Source organism: Bacillus sp. HNG, from assembly GCF_003400205.1.
Classification (GTDB): Bacteria; Bacillota; Bacilli; order Bacillales; family Bacillaceae_L; genus Ferdinandcohnia.
In genome coordinates this window covers 19,250-36,883 of sequence record NZ_QUQV01000020.1, presented here as the reverse complement: position 1 = coordinate 36,883, position 17,634 = coordinate 19,250, and the positions used below count along the sequence as shown (strand labels likewise).

18 protein-coding genes are annotated in these 17,634 nt (G+C 38.7%); all 18 read left to right on the top strand.

What is annotated here, in order from left to right; translation table 11 throughout:
* Positions 1 to 149: 149 nt before the first annotated feature.
* The 18 genes from DZB84_RS21865 to DZB84_RS21780 all read left to right on the top strand — a co-directional run bounded on the left by DZB84_RS21865 (position 150) and on the right by DZB84_RS21780 (position 17,581).
* The gene (locus tag DZB84_RS21865; RefSeq protein WP_116354421.1) at positions 150 to 338 is read left to right on the top strand and encodes a small, acid-soluble spore protein, alpha/beta type; all 189 of its coding nucleotides are present in this window, start codon (positions 150 to 152) and stop codon (positions 336 to 338) included.
* Between the two features lie 177 nt (positions 339 to 515).
* Positions 516 to 1,382: a 4-(cytidine 5'-diphospho)-2-C-methyl-D-erythritol kinase gene (ispE, locus tag DZB84_RS21860; protein ID WP_116354420.1), complete on the top strand. Its 867-nt coding sequence runs from the start codon at positions 516 to 518 to the stop codon at positions 1,380 to 1,382.
* Positions 1,383 to 1,623: 241 nt separating this feature from the next.
* On the top strand, positions 1,624 to 2,484 hold the full coding sequence (gene purR, locus DZB84_RS21855; RefSeq protein ID WP_116354419.1) for a pur operon repressor: 861 nt from the start codon (positions 1,624 to 1,626) through the stop codon (positions 2,482 to 2,484).
* On the top strand, positions 2,481 to 2,855 hold the full coding sequence (locus DZB84_RS21850; protein WP_116354418.1) for a RidA family protein: 375 nt from the start codon (positions 2,481 to 2,483) through the stop codon (positions 2,853 to 2,855). Before purR ends, DZB84_RS21850 begins: the two co-directional genes overlap by 4 nt.
* Positions 2,856 to 2,997: 142 nt before the next feature.
* Positions 2,998 to 3,288: a septation regulator SpoVG gene (gene spoVG, locus DZB84_RS21845; RefSeq protein WP_010285377.1), complete on the top strand. Its 291-nt coding sequence runs from the start codon at positions 2,998 to 3,000 to the stop codon at positions 3,286 to 3,288.
* 381 nt (positions 3,289 to 3,669) lie between these two features.
* Positions 3,670 to 5,049, top strand: a complete 1,380-nt coding sequence (gene glmU / locus DZB84_RS21840; RefSeq protein WP_116354417.1) for a bifunctional UDP-N-acetylglucosamine diphosphorylase/glucosamine-1-phosphate N-acetyltransferase GlmU — start codon at positions 3,670 to 3,672, stop codon at positions 5,047 to 5,049.
* An 18-nt stretch (positions 5,050 to 5,067) separates the two neighbouring features.
* On the top strand, positions 5,068 to 6,021 hold the full coding sequence (locus DZB84_RS21835; protein ID WP_116354416.1) for a ribose-phosphate diphosphokinase: 954 nt from the start codon (positions 5,068 to 5,070) through the stop codon (positions 6,019 to 6,021).
* A gap of 111 nt (positions 6,022 to 6,132) precedes the next feature.
* Positions 6,133 to 6,762, top strand: coding sequence for a 50S ribosomal protein L25/general stress protein Ctc (locus tag DZB84_RS21830; protein WP_116354415.1), 630 nt, complete (start codon positions 6,133 to 6,135; stop codon positions 6,760 to 6,762).
* A 102-nt stretch (positions 6,763 to 6,864) separates the two neighbouring features.
* Positions 6,865 to 7,431, top strand: coding sequence for an aminoacyl-tRNA hydrolase (gene pth, locus DZB84_RS21825; RefSeq protein ID WP_116354414.1), 567 nt, complete (start codon positions 6,865 to 6,867; stop codon positions 7,429 to 7,431).
* Between the two features lie 227 nt (positions 7,432 to 7,658).
* A complete protein-coding gene (gene fin, locus DZB84_RS21820) occupies positions 7,659 to 7,889 on the top strand; it encodes an anti-sigma-F factor Fin (protein ID WP_116354413.1) in 231 nt (76 codons plus the stop codon).
* Positions 7,890 to 8,015: 126 nt separating this feature from the next.
* The gene (mfd, locus tag DZB84_RS21815) at positions 8,016 to 11,552 is read left to right on the top strand and encodes a transcription-repair coupling factor (protein ID WP_116354412.1); all 3,537 of its coding nucleotides are present in this window, start codon (positions 8,016 to 8,018) and stop codon (positions 11,550 to 11,552) included.
* Between the two features lie 232 nt (positions 11,553 to 11,784).
* A complete protein-coding gene (spoVT, locus tag DZB84_RS21810; protein WP_116354411.1) occupies positions 11,785 to 12,321 on the top strand; it encodes a stage V sporulation protein T in 537 nt (178 codons plus the stop codon).
* Between the two features lie 266 nt (positions 12,322 to 12,587).
* On the top strand, positions 12,588 to 14,213 hold the full coding sequence (locus DZB84_RS21805) for a putative polysaccharide biosynthesis protein (RefSeq protein WP_116354410.1): 1,626 nt from the start codon (positions 12,588 to 12,590) through the stop codon (positions 14,211 to 14,213).
* Entirely contained in the window at positions 14,210 to 15,658 is a 1,449-nt protein-coding gene (gene yabN, locus DZB84_RS21800) for a bifunctional methyltransferase/pyrophosphohydrolase YabN (RefSeq protein WP_116354409.1), read from the top strand. Before DZB84_RS21805 ends, yabN begins: the two co-directional genes overlap by 4 nt.
* A gap of 227 nt (positions 15,659 to 15,885) precedes the next feature.
* Positions 15,886 to 16,146 carry an RNA-binding S4 domain-containing protein gene (locus DZB84_RS21795; protein ID WP_116354408.1) on the top strand — a complete coding sequence of 87 codons (261 nt, stop codon included), beginning with the start codon at positions 15,886 to 15,888 and terminating at the stop codon, positions 16,144 to 16,146.
* A 107-nt stretch (positions 16,147 to 16,253) separates the two neighbouring features.
* On the top strand, positions 16,254 to 16,559 hold the full coding sequence (gene yabP, locus DZB84_RS21790) for a sporulation protein YabP (RefSeq protein WP_116354407.1): 306 nt from the start codon (positions 16,254 to 16,256) through the stop codon (positions 16,557 to 16,559).
* Complete coding sequence (yabQ, locus tag DZB84_RS21785) at positions 16,556 to 17,191, top strand: spore cortex biosynthesis protein YabQ (RefSeq protein WP_116354406.1); 636 nt, start codon at positions 16,556 to 16,558, stop codon at positions 17,189 to 17,191. The genes yabP and yabQ overlap by 4 nt, the downstream gene beginning before the upstream one ends.
* A gap of 15 nt (positions 17,192 to 17,206) precedes the next feature.
* Positions 17,207 to 17,581: an FtsB family cell division protein gene (locus DZB84_RS21780; protein WP_116354405.1), complete on the top strand. Its 375-nt coding sequence runs from the start codon at positions 17,207 to 17,209 to the stop codon at positions 17,579 to 17,581.
* Positions 17,582 to 17,634: the final 53 nt, after the last annotated feature.

The window sequence follows — 17,634 nt, the reverse complement described above, 5'->3', positions numbered from 1 at the left end:
CCCAGTTTGCACAAATAAAGGTATATTACCCGTAACATATGTAAACAATGAATAAAATTAAGCCTTCGGAGCCTAAAAATTGTTAATATAACTACCCCTTCATAATCAAATACTATGGATGTCGTAGATGTAGAAAGGGGTTGTAGTTATTGGAAAGACGTCGTGGTATCATGTCAGAAGCCTTTAAAGAAGAATTAGCAAAAGAACTTGGTTTTTACGATACCGTTAAAAATGAAGGTTGGGGTGCAATTCGGTCACGAGATGCTGGAAATATGGTAAAACGTGCAATTGAAATTGGACAACAACAGCTTGCCAATAAAGAGCAAAACCAATTGTGAACTACGACGCCGGAGCAGGATTGCTTCGGCTTTCTTAATATCCAAAATTCTCTAGGAAAAAGGTCATATAGAATAATTTATAAAAAAACAGTGTAGACACTTTTGTATCACTGTTTTACGACGTTTACTTTATGGTACAATGGCAATATTGAATTTACGTTTAAAGCAGGTGTTTTCATGAAATTATTAGTTAAGGCCCCAGCGAAAATCAATTTGGCGCTTGATGTTTTGCATAAACGCCAGGATGGTTATCATGAGGTACGGATGATTATGACAACCATTGATTTATCGGACAGGCTTGAATTATCCGATTATGAAGGAGATGAGATTAAGGTCATCTCTCATAATCGCTTTGTACCAGATGACAGCCGAAACTTGGCATACCAAGCAGCTCATTTACTTAAAAAACGATACGGTGTAAAAAGAGGCGTGGTCATTTCGATTACAAAAACAATCCCTGTGGCTGCAGGGCTTGCGGGTGGAAGTAGTGATGCAGCCGCTACCTTACGAGGGTTGAACGAATTTTGGGGCTTAGGACTTAGCTTGGATGAACTTGCATCAATTGGTGCCGAAATTGGTTCAGATGTATCCTTTTGTGTTTATGGGGGGACAGCTCTAGCTACTGGTAGAGGGGAAATTATTACAGAATTACCCACGCCTCCACATTGTTGGGTCATTTTAGCAAAGCCCACAATTGGCGTTTCAACAGCAGAAGTGTATCGGAATCTGTCTATTGATCAAATAAACCATCCGGATGTGGATGGGATGATTCGTGCAATCGAAATGAAGGACTTTGAAGGAATTTGCAATCGAGTCGGAAATGTTTTAGAAGATGTAACCTTAAAACTACATCCAGAAGTAGCTCATATTAAAGATCAAATGAAACGATTTGGTGCAGATGCCGTTTTAATGAGCGGCAGCGGTCCAACTGTTTTTGGACTTGTTCAAAGAGAGTCGAGATTGCATCGAATATATAATGGATTACGTGGTTTTTGCGACCAAGTTTATGCGGTTCGATTGCTAGGTGAACGAAATAAAGTTTAGCTTTATTCAGAAGGAGCACTTTATTTTAAGTGGGAAATAAAGATAAAAACATCAGTTGGCGATTCAAAACCTAACAGAAATGAAGCAACCCAGGCAAGAAACGCCACATCCTGTGGCAATGTCTTTATAATCCACTTCCAGCGTGCATAAAAATTGAGCGCAATAGGTCAAGGCGCATTTGATTTATAACGTACATTAATGATATATTATCAATAAAACATTCGGTTTTTGGAGGCAAGCCATGAAATTTAGACGGAGTAGTAGACTTGTTGATATGACAAATCACTTGCTTTTACACCCACAGCATCTTGTATCTCTTTCTTATTTTGCTGAAAAGTATGATTCAGCGAAGTCCTCAATTAGTGAAGATTTAGCGATTATCAAACAGACCTTTGAGCAACAGGGAATTGGTACATTAATCACAGTGGCAGGAGCAGCTGGTGGTGTGAAATTTATTCCAATGGTTGGAGAAGAAGAAGCAAGTGAGGTTGTTAAAGAGCTTTGTGAGGTTATAGCCAACCCTGATCGGCTTCTTCCAGGCGGTTATTTATATTTAACTGATATACTTGGAGATCCGAGAATTGTGAATAAAATCGGGAAAGTTTTTGCCTCTATTTATTCAAATCATGAGATTGATGTTGTTATGACTGTTGCAACAAAGGGAATTCCTCTTGCGTACGCAGTAGCATCTTACCTAGATGTGCCTGTAGTGATAGTAAGGCATGGTAATCGAGTGACAGAAGGCTCAACTGTAAGTATTAATTATGTTTCTGGATCTACAAAAAGAATCCAGACGATGGTATTGGCAAAAAGAAGCTTGAAAGAAGGTTCTAATGTTTTAATTATTGATGACTTTATGAAAGCTGGCGGTACTGTGAATGGTATGGTTAGTATTCTTGAAGAATTCAATGCAAACCTAAAAGGGATTGGTGTTCTCGTTGAGTCTGAAGGAGTCGAAGAGAGACTTGTTGATGAATACATATCTTTAGTAAAGCTAACAGATGTTGATGTGAAGGAAAAACAAATAAAAGTAACAGTAGGTAATTATGAATCATACCTAAAGCAAGTTGAAATTGAAGATGAGATGGGGGAAGAGGAATGAAACAAGTTCAAACAAACCAGGCTCCGGCAGCAATAGGACCATATTCACAAGGAATCGTTGTAAACAACATGTTTTTCAGTTCAGGCCAAATTCCGTTAACACCGGCTGGTGAATTAGTGAGCGGAGGAATTAAAGAACAGACAGCACAGGTTTTTAAAAACCTACAAGCTGTCTTGGCTGAAGCAGGCGCATCATTAGATACAGTTGTAAAAGCAACCGTATTCATCAAAAATATGGATGACTTCGCAGAACTAAATGAAATTTACGGTGAATTCTTTGCTGGACATAAACCAGCTCGTTCAACTGTAGAAGTAGCAAGACTTCCTAAGGATGTTTTGGTTGAAATCGAAGTAATTGCACTTGTAAAATAAGACTTTTTTCACTAATATTCTGTTCATTCACAAAAAAGTATGAATCTTTTTAAAAAAATATTTAATATTTAGCAGGAGATTCCGATTTTCCGTTGAATATGAATAACTAAGTTTTTATATAGTTATAAAGGTGGTGAACAGAATGGAAGTGACAGACGTTAGATTACGCCGCGTTAATACGGAAGGTAGAATGAGAGCGATTGCATCAATTACGTTAGACCATGAATTTGTTGTTCATGACATCCGTGTAATAGATGGCAACAATGGTTTATTTGTTGCTATGCCGAGCAAACGGACTCCTGATGGAGAGTTTAGGGATATCGCTCATCCAATTAACTCAAGTACACGTGGAAAGATTCAAGATGCAGTACTAGCTGAGTATCATCGTTTAGGTGAGGTTGAGGTTGAGTTTGAGGAAGCAGGAGCATCTTAAAAATAAACGTATATAACATCGAAGAGCCTACATACATGATAGGCTCTTTTTCTATGAAAAAAAGAAACTATAATCTATCTTGCTGTACAATCCCCTACTAACAAGCATAGTGTACGTACCTTCGCTATAACATAACCCCAAATAAAAATTTCCAATCAAAAAAATCATGTACTTTCGTTAGTTTTCTTGAAAATGGTCTGTTTTTAAGATATATTCGAAATGGATATTAAGGTTAATTTTATTTAATCGAGGTTTAAACCTCGACTGGATATAATGAAAGCCGCCGACGGATAAATGCGATTTTAAAGGAATCTTTTCGAGTTTACTCGAAAAGATCTGGATGTAAAATCGCCGAGGCGAAATTGATATGGAGGCCTATACATGACAAATCGATATGGCGTAATTTTGGCCGCAGGGCAAGGAACGCGCATGAAATCAAAGCTTTATAAGGTTCTACATCCTGTATGTGGAAAACCAATGGTACAGCATGTAGTGGATCAACTCTCAACACTATCCCTTCAAAAGCTTGTGACAATCGTTGGACATGGAGCGGAAAAAGTAAAAGCACAAATCGGAGATACAAGTGAATATGCCCTTCAAGAAGAGCAATTAGGTACTGCACATGCGGTTATGCAGGCAGCAAATCACTTAGCAAATGAAAAGGGTATAACCTTGGTTGTTTGTGGTGATACACCACTTATTACAGCGGAAACAATGGAAGCCTTACTTGAACAGCATGAGCGTGTTGGAGCAAAAGCATCCATTTTAACAGCTGTGGCAGCGGATCCTACTGGATATGGAAGAATTGTACGTAATGCAGAAGGACATGTTGAGCGAATTGTTGAACATAAAGATGCAACAGAAGAAGAACGTACGATTGCCGAAATTAACACAGGTACATATTGTTTCGATAACGAAGCTTTGTTTAAGGCACTTTCAAATGTTTCGAATGATAATGTACAGGGCGAGTATTACCTTCCAGATGTGATTGAAATTCTGAAAAACAAAGGTGAAATTGTAACTGCCTTTCAAACAGCTTCTTTTGAGGAAACGCTTGGAGTAAATGATCGTTATGCATTATCACAGGCGGAAAAGCTAATGAAACAAAGAATTAATAAACAACATATGATAAATGGTGTTACAATCATAGACCCTGACAATACGTACATTTCAGCAGATTCTAAAATTGGATCAGACACTGTGATACACCCAGGAACAGTGATTATTGGAGATGTTGAAATTGGATCTGATTGTGAGATTGGTCCAAATTCAGAAATTAAGAATTGTAAAATTGGTGAAAGAACAGTAATCCGCCATTCAGTTGCGCATGATAGTAGTATCGGAAATGATGTAGCAATTGGACCGTTTGCACATATCCGTCCTGCATCACAAATTAGTGATAAAGTAAAGGTAGGAAACTTTGTTGAATTGAAAAAGGCTGTTTTCGGCGAAGGAAGTAAAGCATCACATTTAAGCTATATTGGGGATGCAGAGGTCGGCACAAACGTAAATATTGGGTGTGGCTCTATCACTGTAAACTATGACGGAAAAAATAAATTTTTAACGAAAATTGAAGATGATGCCTTTATTGGCTGTAATTCAAATCTTGTGGCTCCAGTAACGATCGGCAAAGGAGCATATGTTGCAGCAGGATCAACTATTACAAGTGAAGTACCAAATGACGCCCTCGCCATCGCAAGAGCACGTCAGGTTAATAAAGAGAACTATGTAGAACGTCTAAATCAAAAGAAAAATTCCTAATGGAGGTCGGGTAAGATCATGTCTAAAGAATACCGAGACTCAAGTTTAAAGGTGTTTTCCTTAAATTCGAATGCACCTTTGGCTGAGGAAATTGCTAAGTCGATTGGTGTTGAGCTTGGAAAATGCTCAGTTACACGTTTTAGCGATGGAGAAGTTCAAATTAACATTGAAGAAAGTATTCGTGGATGTGATGTTTTTGTCATCCAATCAACGAGTGCACCTGTAAATGAGCATATCATGGAAGTATTGATTATGATTGATGCACTTAGACGTGCATCTGCAAAAACGATTAATATCGTCATGCCATATTACGGATATGCAAGACAGGACCGTAAAGCACGTGCACGTGAGCCAATTACAGCTAAGCTCATCGCCAATCTATTAGAAACAGCAGGGGCAGACCGCGTGATTACATTAGACCTTCATGCTCCACAAATCCAAGGCTTTTTTGATATCTTAATTGACCATCTAATGGGTGTACCAATCCTATCAGATTATTTCAAGAGTAAAAACCTTGAAGACATTGTCGTTGTTTCTCCTGACCATGGTGGGGTTACCCGTGCTCGTAAAATGGCGGATCGTCTAAAAGCTCCAATTGCGATTATTGATAAGCGCCGACCAAGACCAAATGTGGCTGAAGTCATGAATATTGTCGGGAATATCGAAGGAAAAACCGCAATTCTAATCGATGATATTATCGATACAGCAGGGACAATTACATTAGCTGCAAATGCATTAGTCGAAAACGGCGCTTCAGAAGTGTATGCTTGCTGCACACATCCTGTCTTATCAGGGCCAGCGATTGAACGTATACAAAATTCAAAAATCAAAGAATTGGTTGTCACCAATACAATTCGTTTACCTGAAGAGAAAAAGATTGATAAAATCAAAGAGCTTTCAGTAGCGCCATTAATTGGTGAAGCAATCATCCGTGTTCACGAGCAACAATCTGTCAGCACCTTATTTGATTAATACAAAAACGCAATAGCAAAAGAGGCTTTTTCTTTTAAAAATAAGGTTTACTTCATCATCTTTAGGGGAAATTTAGTAATATGACTAAATCTTCCAAGGATGGTGTATAACATGTCTGCAGTTTTAGAAGCGACAGAACGAGTAAAAGATAAAAATTCAACACTTACCAAAATCAGACAAGCGGGGAATATCCCAGCTATTTTAAATGGTCCAAATCAAAGTCAGCCAATTTACGTAAGTAGTACAGATTTTTTAAAGACGATTCGGGAAACTGGGCGAAATGGGATTATCAAGCTTTCAATAAATAATAATCAGCATTCAGTCATGCTCCATGATGTTCAAACAGACCCGATCAAAAGTGAAGTCATTCATGCTGATTTTCTAATTGTTAATATGTCAACAGAGGTAACAGTTGACGTAAATCTTAATTTAGTTGGGGAAGCAGTGGGTGTGAAGGATGGTGGAGTCCTTCAGCAGTCAATTCATCAGATATCGATCTCTGCTCTACCAACAGACATTCCACAAACCATTGATGTCGATGTGACAAATTTAGGTGTTGGGGATGTTATTAAACTCGAGGATATAGATTCGAATGGTAAATATACCATTAATCAGGACCTTTCACAGGTTGTGGCATCTGTTCTAGCTCCAAGACAGGAAGAAGAGATTAGCACAGGTGAAGAACAAGAGCCTGGCCAACCAGATAATCTAGAAGGCAGAGAAACAAACGAATCTGAGTAAAGCAGTAAATAAAGGACAAAAAGGTTGGACGTAACCAAAACGGTTACGTCCTTTTGCAACAGGTACACTAATTTTTTGATTCGAAAAAATGGGGGAAATAACATGAAGCTAATTGTTGGATTAGGAAATCCAGGAAGGCAGTATGAAGAAACACGACATAATGTCGGCTTTAAGGTTATTGACGAACTATCCGGTAAATTACATATCTCGCTAGATAAGGCAAAATTCAACGGGGTGTTTGGTCAAGGCATAGTAAATGGGGAGAAGGTTCTACTTTTAAAGCCTCTTACATATATGAATTTATCGGGAGAAAGTATCAGGCCACTTATGGATTATTATGATATTCTAGTAGATGATATACTAGTTGTCTATGATGAGTTGGACCTTCCTGTAGGAAAAATTAGGCTTCGTGAAAAAGGAAGCGCAGGTGGTCATAATGGCATGAAGTCCATTATCAACCATTTAGGAACACAAGAGTTTAAACGTATTCGAATTGGGATCAACCGTCCAACAAATGGCATGAAGATCGCCGACTATGTCCTAGGACGTTTTCAACCAGAAGAGTCACAAGATATAAAGGATGCCATTCAAAAGTCAGCAGAGGCAGCAGAAAAGTGGGTATCAACACCATTTTTACAGATAATGAACGAATTTAACGCTACTCAGTAGAGTAAAAATTCTACTGCGTAGCGTTAAAGCCTCCGGCGGATGCCACGATTTTTCAAAGGAAATTTTTTGAGCTTGCTCGAAAAAAATCGGGCACAAATACGCCAAGGCGTATTTGATTATGAAATAATATAGTATGATAAGGTAAGTCGTTGTGAATAAAGAATCTCTTCGCGGTTTATACTAGAAAGTGTAAACTTTTGAGTCGTAATCTCACGAGGAGGATTCTTATGGCACTACATTACCATTGTCGACATTGTGGTGTGAAGGTTGGTAGCATTGATAACTTGTCCCTACATAGCGAAAGTCTCGGGTTCCATCAATTAACAGACCAAGAGCGACAAGAAATGATTTCATACCAATCAAATGGGGACATTCATGTGAAGACAATATGTGAGGATTGTCAGGAGGCATTACACCGTAATCCTGATTTTCATCAATATGAATCATTTATTCAATAAAATAATAGAAAAAGCTTTGGCCCACACACCAAAGCGTTTTTCTATTTATTTTAAGATAGAGACTTGAGATTCCTAAGTTCGGTTAACCAAAGGAAACATTACGAACTTAGAGAGGGGGTAACCGAGTTGCTTAAGGGACTACAGCAATATGTTGGAAATAATGATGAGTTAAAATCAATTATAAATGGAATAGAGGAGGGCTTACGAGAACAGTTAATTGCTGGTTTATCGGGCTCTGCTCGCACCGTGTTGACGGCAGCTTTATATAGGCAAACAAAACGACCAATTTTAGTCGTAACACATAATTTGTTTCAGGCTCAAAAAATTTATGAAGATTTAAATGGGCTTTTAGATGAAGACGAGGTTTTCCTCTATCCAGTGAATGAATTAATTGCATCAGAAATTGGAATCGCGAGCCCTGAACTTAAAGGGCAACGAATCGAAGCGTTGAACTATTGGAGCCATCAATCCAAAGGGGTCATTGTTGCTCCGATAGCGGGATTAAAAAGGCTTCTTCCACCTAAAAAACTATGGACTGAAAGTCAGCTGACATTTACGGTAGGTGACGATATTGAAGTGTCAGATACATTGGAAAAGCTCGTCGCTATGGGCTATGAGCGGGTGTCAATGGTATCTGCGCCTGGCGAATATAGTGTAAGAGGTGGAATTCTAGATATCTACCCGTTAACCGAGGAAAATCCAGTAAGGATTGAGTTATTTGATACGGAAATAGATTCAATCCGCACATTCTCACTTGAAGATCAGCGTTCACAAGGAAAAATAAACACGGTTGTGCTCGGACCCGCAACTGAAATTCTATTGACGCCCACACATTTGAAAAAAGGTGCAAGTGCATTAGAAGAAGGTTTAGCGAAAAGCTTAAAAAAGGTTAAGGATGAAAAAGTGAAAGAACTGTTTGTAGAGAATATTTCTTACGAGCTTGAACAATTGAGAAATGGGCAAACTTTGCAGCAAATGTTCAAATATCTATCTCTCATCTACGACCAGCCTGCTAGTTTGCTAGACTATCTACCTACAAATGGGCTTGTATTGTTAGATGAAATTAGTAGAATCCAGGAGATGGCAGAAAGTCTAGATAAAGAAGAAGCCGAATGGGTGATAAGTCTTTTATCAAAAGGTGAGATCATTCATAATATGACTCTGTCACATTCGTTTACAAAGCTTCTCCAACAATCCACCAATCCTTATGTGTATTTATCTTTATTTCTTAGACATGTGCCGCATACGAGTCCACAGAACATTTTAAATATGTCCTGTAAACAGATGCAAAATTTCCACGGTCAAATGCATGTTCTAAAAACAGAGCTTGAACGCTGGCAAAAAGGGAATTACTCTGTTATTTTCATCGGTTCAAATGAGGAGCGGGTGAAAAAACTGGAGCAGGTCTTGTCTGACTATGAGATGAAAGCAATTCCTAGTAAAACGGATGGAGATATTTTGCTAGGTAAAGCACAAATCATGCTTGGAGATTTACAGGATGGTTTTGAATTGCCATTACAACGAATCGCAGTCATCACTGAGGAAGAGCTTTTTAAGAAAAAAATGCAAAAGTCCAAGCGAAAGCAAAAGCTTTCAAATGCTGAGCGGATCAAAAGCTATTCCGAATTGCATGTTGGAGACCATGTTGTTCACATCAACCACGGGATTGGAAAGTATTTGGGAATTGAAACATTAGAGATCAATGGAATTCATAAAGATTATTTGCATATTCGCTATCAAGGGAACGACAAACTTTACGTGCCTGTAGATCAAATTGAACAGGTACAAAAGTATGTTGGCTCTGAAGGCAAGGAACCGAAGATTTACAAATTAGGTGGTACTGACTGGAAACGTGTTAAGAAGAAAGTTGAATCGTCGGTACAGGATATTGCGGAAGATTTAATTAAGCTATATGCGGAGCGTGAAGCAAGTAAGGGATTTGCATTCTCTCCAGATGGAGAAATGCAAAGAGAATTTGAAGCTTCTTTCCAATATCAAGAAACAGAGGACCAGCTAAGGTCGATCCATGAAATTAAAAAGGATATGGAACGCGAGCGTCCAATGGATCGTCTCCTTTGTGGAGATGTAGGTTATGGAAAGACAGAGGTTGCAATTCGTGCAGCATTTAAGGCGATTATGGATGGAAAGCAGGTTGCCTTCCTAGTGCCAACTACCATTTTGGCGCAACAGCATTATGAAACCATCCGTGAAAGGTTCCAAGACTTTCCGATTTCAATTGGACAATTAAGTCGTTTCCGTTCCAAGAAGCAGCAAACAGAGGTTATGAAAGGGCTAAAAGCAGGAACAATTGATATTGTCGTCGGTACACATCGTCTCTTATCTAAAGATATTACGTATAAAGATTTAGGTCTTTTAATTATTGATGAGGAACAACGTTTTGGCGTTACACATAAGGAAAAAATCAAACAATTAAAAGCGAATATAGATGTACTCACATTGACGGCTACACCGATCCCACGGACGCTTCACATGTCCATGCTAGGTGTTCGCGACCTGTCTGTCATTGAAACGCCACCTGAAAATCGGTTCCCAGTGCAAACCTATGTGGTTGAATACAATGGAGAACTAATAAGAGAAGCGATTGAACGGGAAATGGCAAGAGATGGCCAAGTATACTTTTTATATAACCGTGTAGAGGATATCGAGCGAAAGGCAGAAGAAATCTCCATGCTGGTTCCTGATGCAAGGATTGCGTATGCCCATGGAAGAATGACTGAGAATGAACTTGAATCAGTGATTTTAAATTTCCTAGATGGTCAATATGATGTCCTTGTGACGACAACTATTATTGAAACAGGTGTCGATATTCCAAATGTGAATACATTGATTGTTCAGGATGCGGACCGAATGGGGCTTTCACAGCTTTATCAGCTTAGAGGTCGTGTAGGACGCTCGAATCGTGTAGCATATGCGTATTTTACGTACCGGAAGGATAAGGTATTGAATGAAGTCGCCGAAAAACGACTGCAAGCAATCAAGGAATTTACAGAACTCGGTTCAGGATTTAAAATCGCGATGCGCGACTTATCAATTCGTGGTGCAGGAAATATTTTAGGAGCCCAACAGCATGGGTTTATAGATTCTGTTGGATTTGACCTTTACTCACAAATGCTGAAAGAGGCAATTGAGGAACGTAAGGGGGATCCGGCAGCTGTAAAACAAACGAGTGTGGAAATTGACGTTGAAGTGGATGCGTATATTCCAGATGCATACATTTCAGATGGTCGCCAAAAAATTGATATGTATAAGCGATTTAGAGGTATCTCTTCAATGGAGGATGTAGAAGAACTTCAAGAAGAGATGGTTGATCGTTTTGGTGAATATCCTGTTGAGGTGGACTATCTATTTAAGATAGCCAAAATAAAGGTGTATGCATTAGCAGAGCAAGTCATCTCAATTAAACAGGTTAAACAAGAGATTACAATTCTTTTATCTGAAGAAGCAAGCAGTCACATTGATGGTGGAAAGATCTTTAAATTAGGGAATACATTTGGCCGAATGGTTGGTCTTGGGATGGAAGGCAGTAAATTGAAAATTGTCATCCAAACAAAAGGACTAGATGTAAACCAATGGCTAGGTATAATCCATGATATGGTTAAAGGATTACAAGATGTGAAAAAGGAAAATGTAAATGCGGTTTAACTAATTGGTCTAGCAAAACAATTTGACGAATAATACCAAAGTCTGAGTGACCTATAGTTCTGATGTATGGTTAATTTTCCCTCTGATGAAAAATCACGATCATCGTGAATAGAACTCTGTTGGTGTAAGATACTAAACTCAACAACAAATGGTGATTTATTCAAATCCAGACAAATTGTACATTAATCACCACTATTCTTTAATCATCAGATGAAAGTGAGGCATCATAAGAATGAAGGCAACTGGAATTGTTCGTCGAATTGATGATTTAGGTCGAGTAGTTATCCCAAAAGAAATCCGCAGAACGCTACGTATTAGAGAAGGAGATCCATTAGAGATTTTCGTTGATCGAGATGGTGAGGTCATTTTAAAGAAATATTCTCCGATTAGTGAACTAAGTGATTTTGCAAAGGAATATGCAGAGGCTCTTTTTGATAGCCTTGGGCATCAAGTACTTATTTGTGACCGTGATGCATTTATTGCGGTTGCAGGAGGCTCAAAAAAAGAATACTTAAATAAAAATATTAGTGAGCTAGTCGAAAAAGCGATGGAGGATAGGTCTTCTATTTTAGAAACAGAAGAACGCCAAGTATCCATCGTTGAGGGTGCCGATGAAACAATCTCATCATATACAATCGGTCCAATCATTGCAAACGGAGATCCAATAGGTGCAGTTGTAATTCTATCAAAAGAAAAAGCGCTTGGAGAAGTAGAACAAAAAGCAGTCGAAACTGCAGCTGGATTCCTAGCGCGTCAGATGGAACAGTAATATAAAAGCATGAATAGATGGAAAAGGTAGCTATTGTAGCTGCCTTTTCTTCCGTTAGGGAGGAATTGTCCAACGTAGAACATTAAGTATGTTATAATACACTGGAAATTAGTAACTTTATTCGTTGGGACTTTAACCCAACTGAATAAAGTTACAGCCTTCGGCGGATGCCACGATTTTTCAAAGGAAATTTTTCGAGCTTGCTCGAAAAAAAATCGGGCGCAAATACGCCAAGGCGTATTTGATTTGAGGGAAGGAGATGGGCGATGGGCGTCCAATCCGTAGAGCGGTCAAAACGAATTTGGGAAGGGGCATTTATCCTTACCCTTGCCGGGTTGATCACCAAGATACTAAGTGCAGGCTACCGAATCCCATATCAAAATATTGCGGGGGATATCGGCTTTTACATATACCAACAGGCATATCCGATTTACGGAATTGTCCTCGTGTTTTCGACATATGGATTTCCAGTGATTATTTCAAAGCTTCTTGCAGAAAAGTTGGAACAACAGGATGAAGCATCAGTTGTGAAAATACTTTATATCACTTTACTGACATTACTCGGAATGGCGATTGTCCTATTTAGTTTTTTATATTGGGGGGCAGAAGTGGTTGCCGGTTGGATGGGTGACAAAGAGCTTTCATCCCTAATAAAGGTGATTTCCTTTTCCTTTTTACTCCTGCCGTTTATTTCTGTCTTTCGTGGGTATTTTCAGGGTCATAAGAATATGATTCCAACTGCCGTTTCACAAGTAACGGAACAATTGATTCGCGTTGTCACCATTCTGCTCATGTCATTTATACTCTTGGATTATGGCTATGGAGTATATGAGGCAGGAGCGGGGGCGATATTTGGTTCAGTTACAGGTGGGGTTGCAGCAATATCCGTACTGTTGTTTTATTTACTCAAAAGGAAGAAAGTCGATCAAAAACGTCTCTACAAAAAAGCTTCCATTCACACAATGGAGATTGTCAAAATTCTTTTCACTCAAGGAATGACGATTTGTATCAGTGCGTTATTGTTAATTCTTTTTCAGTTGGTCGACTCCTTCACTGTGTATTCCTTGTTAGTTTCCGGTGGAATGGATGAGGAGGCGGCAAAACAGGTAAAAGGAATTTATGATAGAGGTCAGCCTTTGCTTCAGCTTGGAACAATAGTGGCTACATCCTTGGCGTTATCACTTGTCCCACTAATCGCAAGTGCAAAGGCAAGAAACGATATGGCCTTTATTCAAAAAAAGGTCGATTTAACATTCCGTTTAAGTGTTGTTGTGGGACTTGGGGCGGCAGTAGGACTTGCTTGTGTTCTAGAGCCAACCAATATTATGCTATTTCGAAATGACCATGGAACAAATGTCTTAATGGTCTTCGGTTTTTCGATTTTATTTACGACATTATCGCAATCCATTACTGCGATTTTACAAGGGCTAGGTCATCCTTTTATCCCTGCCATTGTCATTATAGGTGGAATGCTATTAAAATGGATTCTTAATCTGCTCCTTATCCCTACATATGAAACAAGTGGGGCAGCCGCTGCAACTTTGTTTGCTTTTGGGGTAATTGCAGTTATACAAATGATGATCGTAAAAAGGAAGCTACCAGGGGTACTGGGCAATTGGAAATTTGTTTATCATGTCCTTTTTGCAACAGGTGCCATGGCGTTCGTTATTTTTTGTTATTCATGGGTCTTGCATCACCTTTTTCCGGTACTAGGAGAAACTCGAACATTTGCAAGCTTTGAAGCATTATCCTCTGTTGTTATCGGAGGGTTGACCTATCTATTTTTTATTTTAAGAGGGAGCGTATTTACGGAAGTAGAGCTCTCGGAAATCCCAATAGGATCAAAAGGAACCTTTTTTATTAGGTTACTTAAGAGGGGGAAAAGAATATGATTACAGTTATCGGATTAGGAGCGGGAGATTTATCACAGCTTCCACTAGGCATCTATCGTAAACTTTTAGCAACGGAACATTTGTTTCTTCGGACGAAGGAGCATCCTGTCATTAAGGAATTAGAAGCAGAGGGAATTTCCTATCAATCGTTCGATGAGATTTATGAAAAGCATGAGCAGTTTGAGTCAGTTTATGATGAAATTGTTGCAATTTTAAAAGATGAAGCGAAAACAAAGGATATTGTCTATGCCGTACCGGGACATCCAATGGTAGCAGAAAAGACAACTCAACTTTTACTTGAAGATGAAACTCTTCAGATCCAAATTGAGGGTGGCCAAAGCTTTATTGACCCGTTATTGGCGTCGTTGAAGATTGATCCAATCGAAGGATTTCAATTCCTTGATGCCTTATCCTTTGAAAAAGATGAACTACAGCTTACCCAGCACATCATCATCTGTCAGGTGTATGACCAATACATTGCATCAAATGTGAAGTTAACATTAATGGAGCAATTACCTGATGAGTATGAAGTGTATATCGTAACTGCAGCGGGTAGTAAGGATGAAAAAATCACGAAAGTTCCTCTATATGAATTAGATAGAGGGGTCGAAGTGAATAATCTGACAAGCGTCTATGTCCCGCCCGCGAAAGAGGAAGGGTTGCATTACCATGATTTTCGTACCTTTAGAAAAATTATTGCAGCTTTAAGAGGCCCTGGCGGATGTCCGTGGGATCAAAAACAAACCCATGAGTCGTTAAAAAAATATTTGCTAGAGGAAGCCTATGAGGTTCTTGATGCAATCGACAGTGCAGATGATGACCATTTAGCAGAAGAGCTAGGGGATGTGCTTCTTCAAATTCTCCTTCACGCCCAAATTGGTGAGGATGAAGGAATGTTTACCATTGATGATGTCATTCGTGGAATTTCCGAAAAAATGATTCGAAGACACCCACATGTATTTGGAGAAGTAACAGCTGATACAGCAGAGGAAGTCGTGACCAATTGGGAGCAAATTAAACGAATGGAAAAAGGCAATGTTGCTGAAGAAAAGTCGATTTTAGATGAAGTTACAAAGGGCTTGCCAGGTTTAATGAAGGCCGTGCAGTATCAAAAAAAGGCTGCCAAGGTAGGATTTGACTGGGATGCTGTCGAACCTATGTGGGAAAAGGTTTTTGAAGAAATACAAGAATACAAGGAAGCGGTAGCTGGGAAACAAAAAGGAGATGCTGTTCAAGAATTCGGCGATATCCTATTTGCTTTAGCCAATATCGCGAGATTTTACAAATTTGACCCAGAAGAAGCACTTGCGATGACCAATCAGAAGTTCGCAAGACGTTTTCAATTTATAGAAGAAGAACTCAGAAGACAAGGGTTAACGTTTGAAGAGCAAACCCTTGATCAACTCGATGCCATCTGGGAGAAAGCCAAACAAAACGGACTATAACTTTATTCAGTAGGAGCTCCCACTGAATAAAGTTATAGAGCCTCTGGCGGATGCCATGATTTTTCAAAGGAAGTTTTTCCCGCATTAACTGGTATTAAGCCCTCTAGGAGAGCAACTACCAGTAAATGCCCGATAAAGTGAACGAAGACTAAGAACGCCACTTCCTGTGGGTCTAAAATCAGGCGCAAATACGCCAAGGCGCATTTGATAGAAAGAGGTGAAGGTAGATGCGACTGGATAAATTTTTGAAGGTTTCCCGATTAATTAAGAGGCGTACTCTAGCAAAAGAGGTTGCAGATCAGGGGAGAATCTTGATTAATGGCCTAGCTGCAAAAGCAAGCAGCAATGTGAAAATCGGGGATGAGTTAACCATCCGTTTTGGCCAGAAAATTGTAACTGTTAAAATTGAGGATCTTCAAGAAACAACAAAAAAAGAAGATGCCAATAAGCTTTACTCTGTAGTGAAAGAGGAAAAAGTAGAAGCGTAATATTCGATAATCTCAGTAAGGCTTGTTCTAAATTCCACCACAAATTCATACATTTTACTATTAAACCATTGGTTATTTTACCAAAGTATGAATGTGGGGGTTAAAAGATGAACCAATATCATGATGGAACACCATCTAATAGAGGAACCGTACAAGAGCATGATGTGATTATGAGAAGTCGCAAGCTTCTTGACATAACAGGTGTAAAACAGGTAGAAAGCTTTGATAATGAGGAGTTTTTACTTGAAACTGTTATGGGCTTCCTAGCAATTCGTGGCCAAAATCTGCAAATGAAAAATCTAGATGTGGAAAAAGGCATTGTATCAATCAAGGGAAGGGTCTATGATATTAGCTATTTGGACGAACACTCCACGGAGAAGGCTAAAGGTTTCTTTAGCAAGTTATTTAGATGACCTTGTCAACCCAATTTTACACATTACTTGCAATGATTTGCATGGGGGGTTGGCTAGGAGCCTCTCTTGACACGTATCAACGTTTTTTAAAACGTTCAAGACGAAAGTATTTCTTCGTTTTTATCAATGACATTCTATTTTGGATTGTACAAGGCCTGTTGTTCTTTTATACACTTTTGTTAGTAAATGAGGGTGAACTGCGATTTTATGTCTTTATCGCGATATTATGTGGATTTGCCGCATACCAAAGCCTCTTAAAAACAATGTATGTGAGGATACTAGAACATATTATTCAAGCTATTATACGCTTTTATGAATTTTTACTTCGAACTGGAGAGTTTCTCATCGTTCGCCCCATAAAAATGCTCTATCAGCTTATTATTGTGATTCTTTTGGGGATATTTAATGTCCTTTTGGTATTTGGGAGACTCCTTCTTAAAATCTGCTGGATAATCGTTAAAATTTGTTTTGCCCCACTAAAGTGGATTGGAGTCATGATCTGGAGGCTGATGCCATCCGCTGTTACGAAAAATGTTGAAAAGATTTTTCGAAAATGTGCAGGATTTTTGAAAAAGGTAGAGAATATCAAACCTATATTGATAAAATGGTGGAAGAAGATAAGGAAACAATAGGAGGCATTCTCTACAATGAGTGCAGTACGAAAGAAAAATGTAACACAATTACAATCGACCTATATGGAAAAATATAAACAACAAGAAGAAGCCATTCAAATCAAACGAAAAGGCTTAATTAGAAGATTGATTGCCTTTTTCGTTTTGGTTGTCATTATTTCCTATGGGCTCATTTCAATGGTTGTATCCCAACATAAGACGATGAATGAAAAGGCTGCAAAAAAGGAACAATTACAAGAGCAGCTCACCGCACTAAAGGATGAGCAAGTTCTTCTTGAAGAGGAAGTCGTAAAACTCAACAGTGATGAGTATATCGAAAAAATAATTCGCAGGGATTATTTTCTATCTAAGGAAGGAGAAATCATCTTTAAAGTTGGGGATGGGTCTTAGTCTTATTGACACTTGATTTTTAAATTATGTATAATATAATAAATTGATTTTTT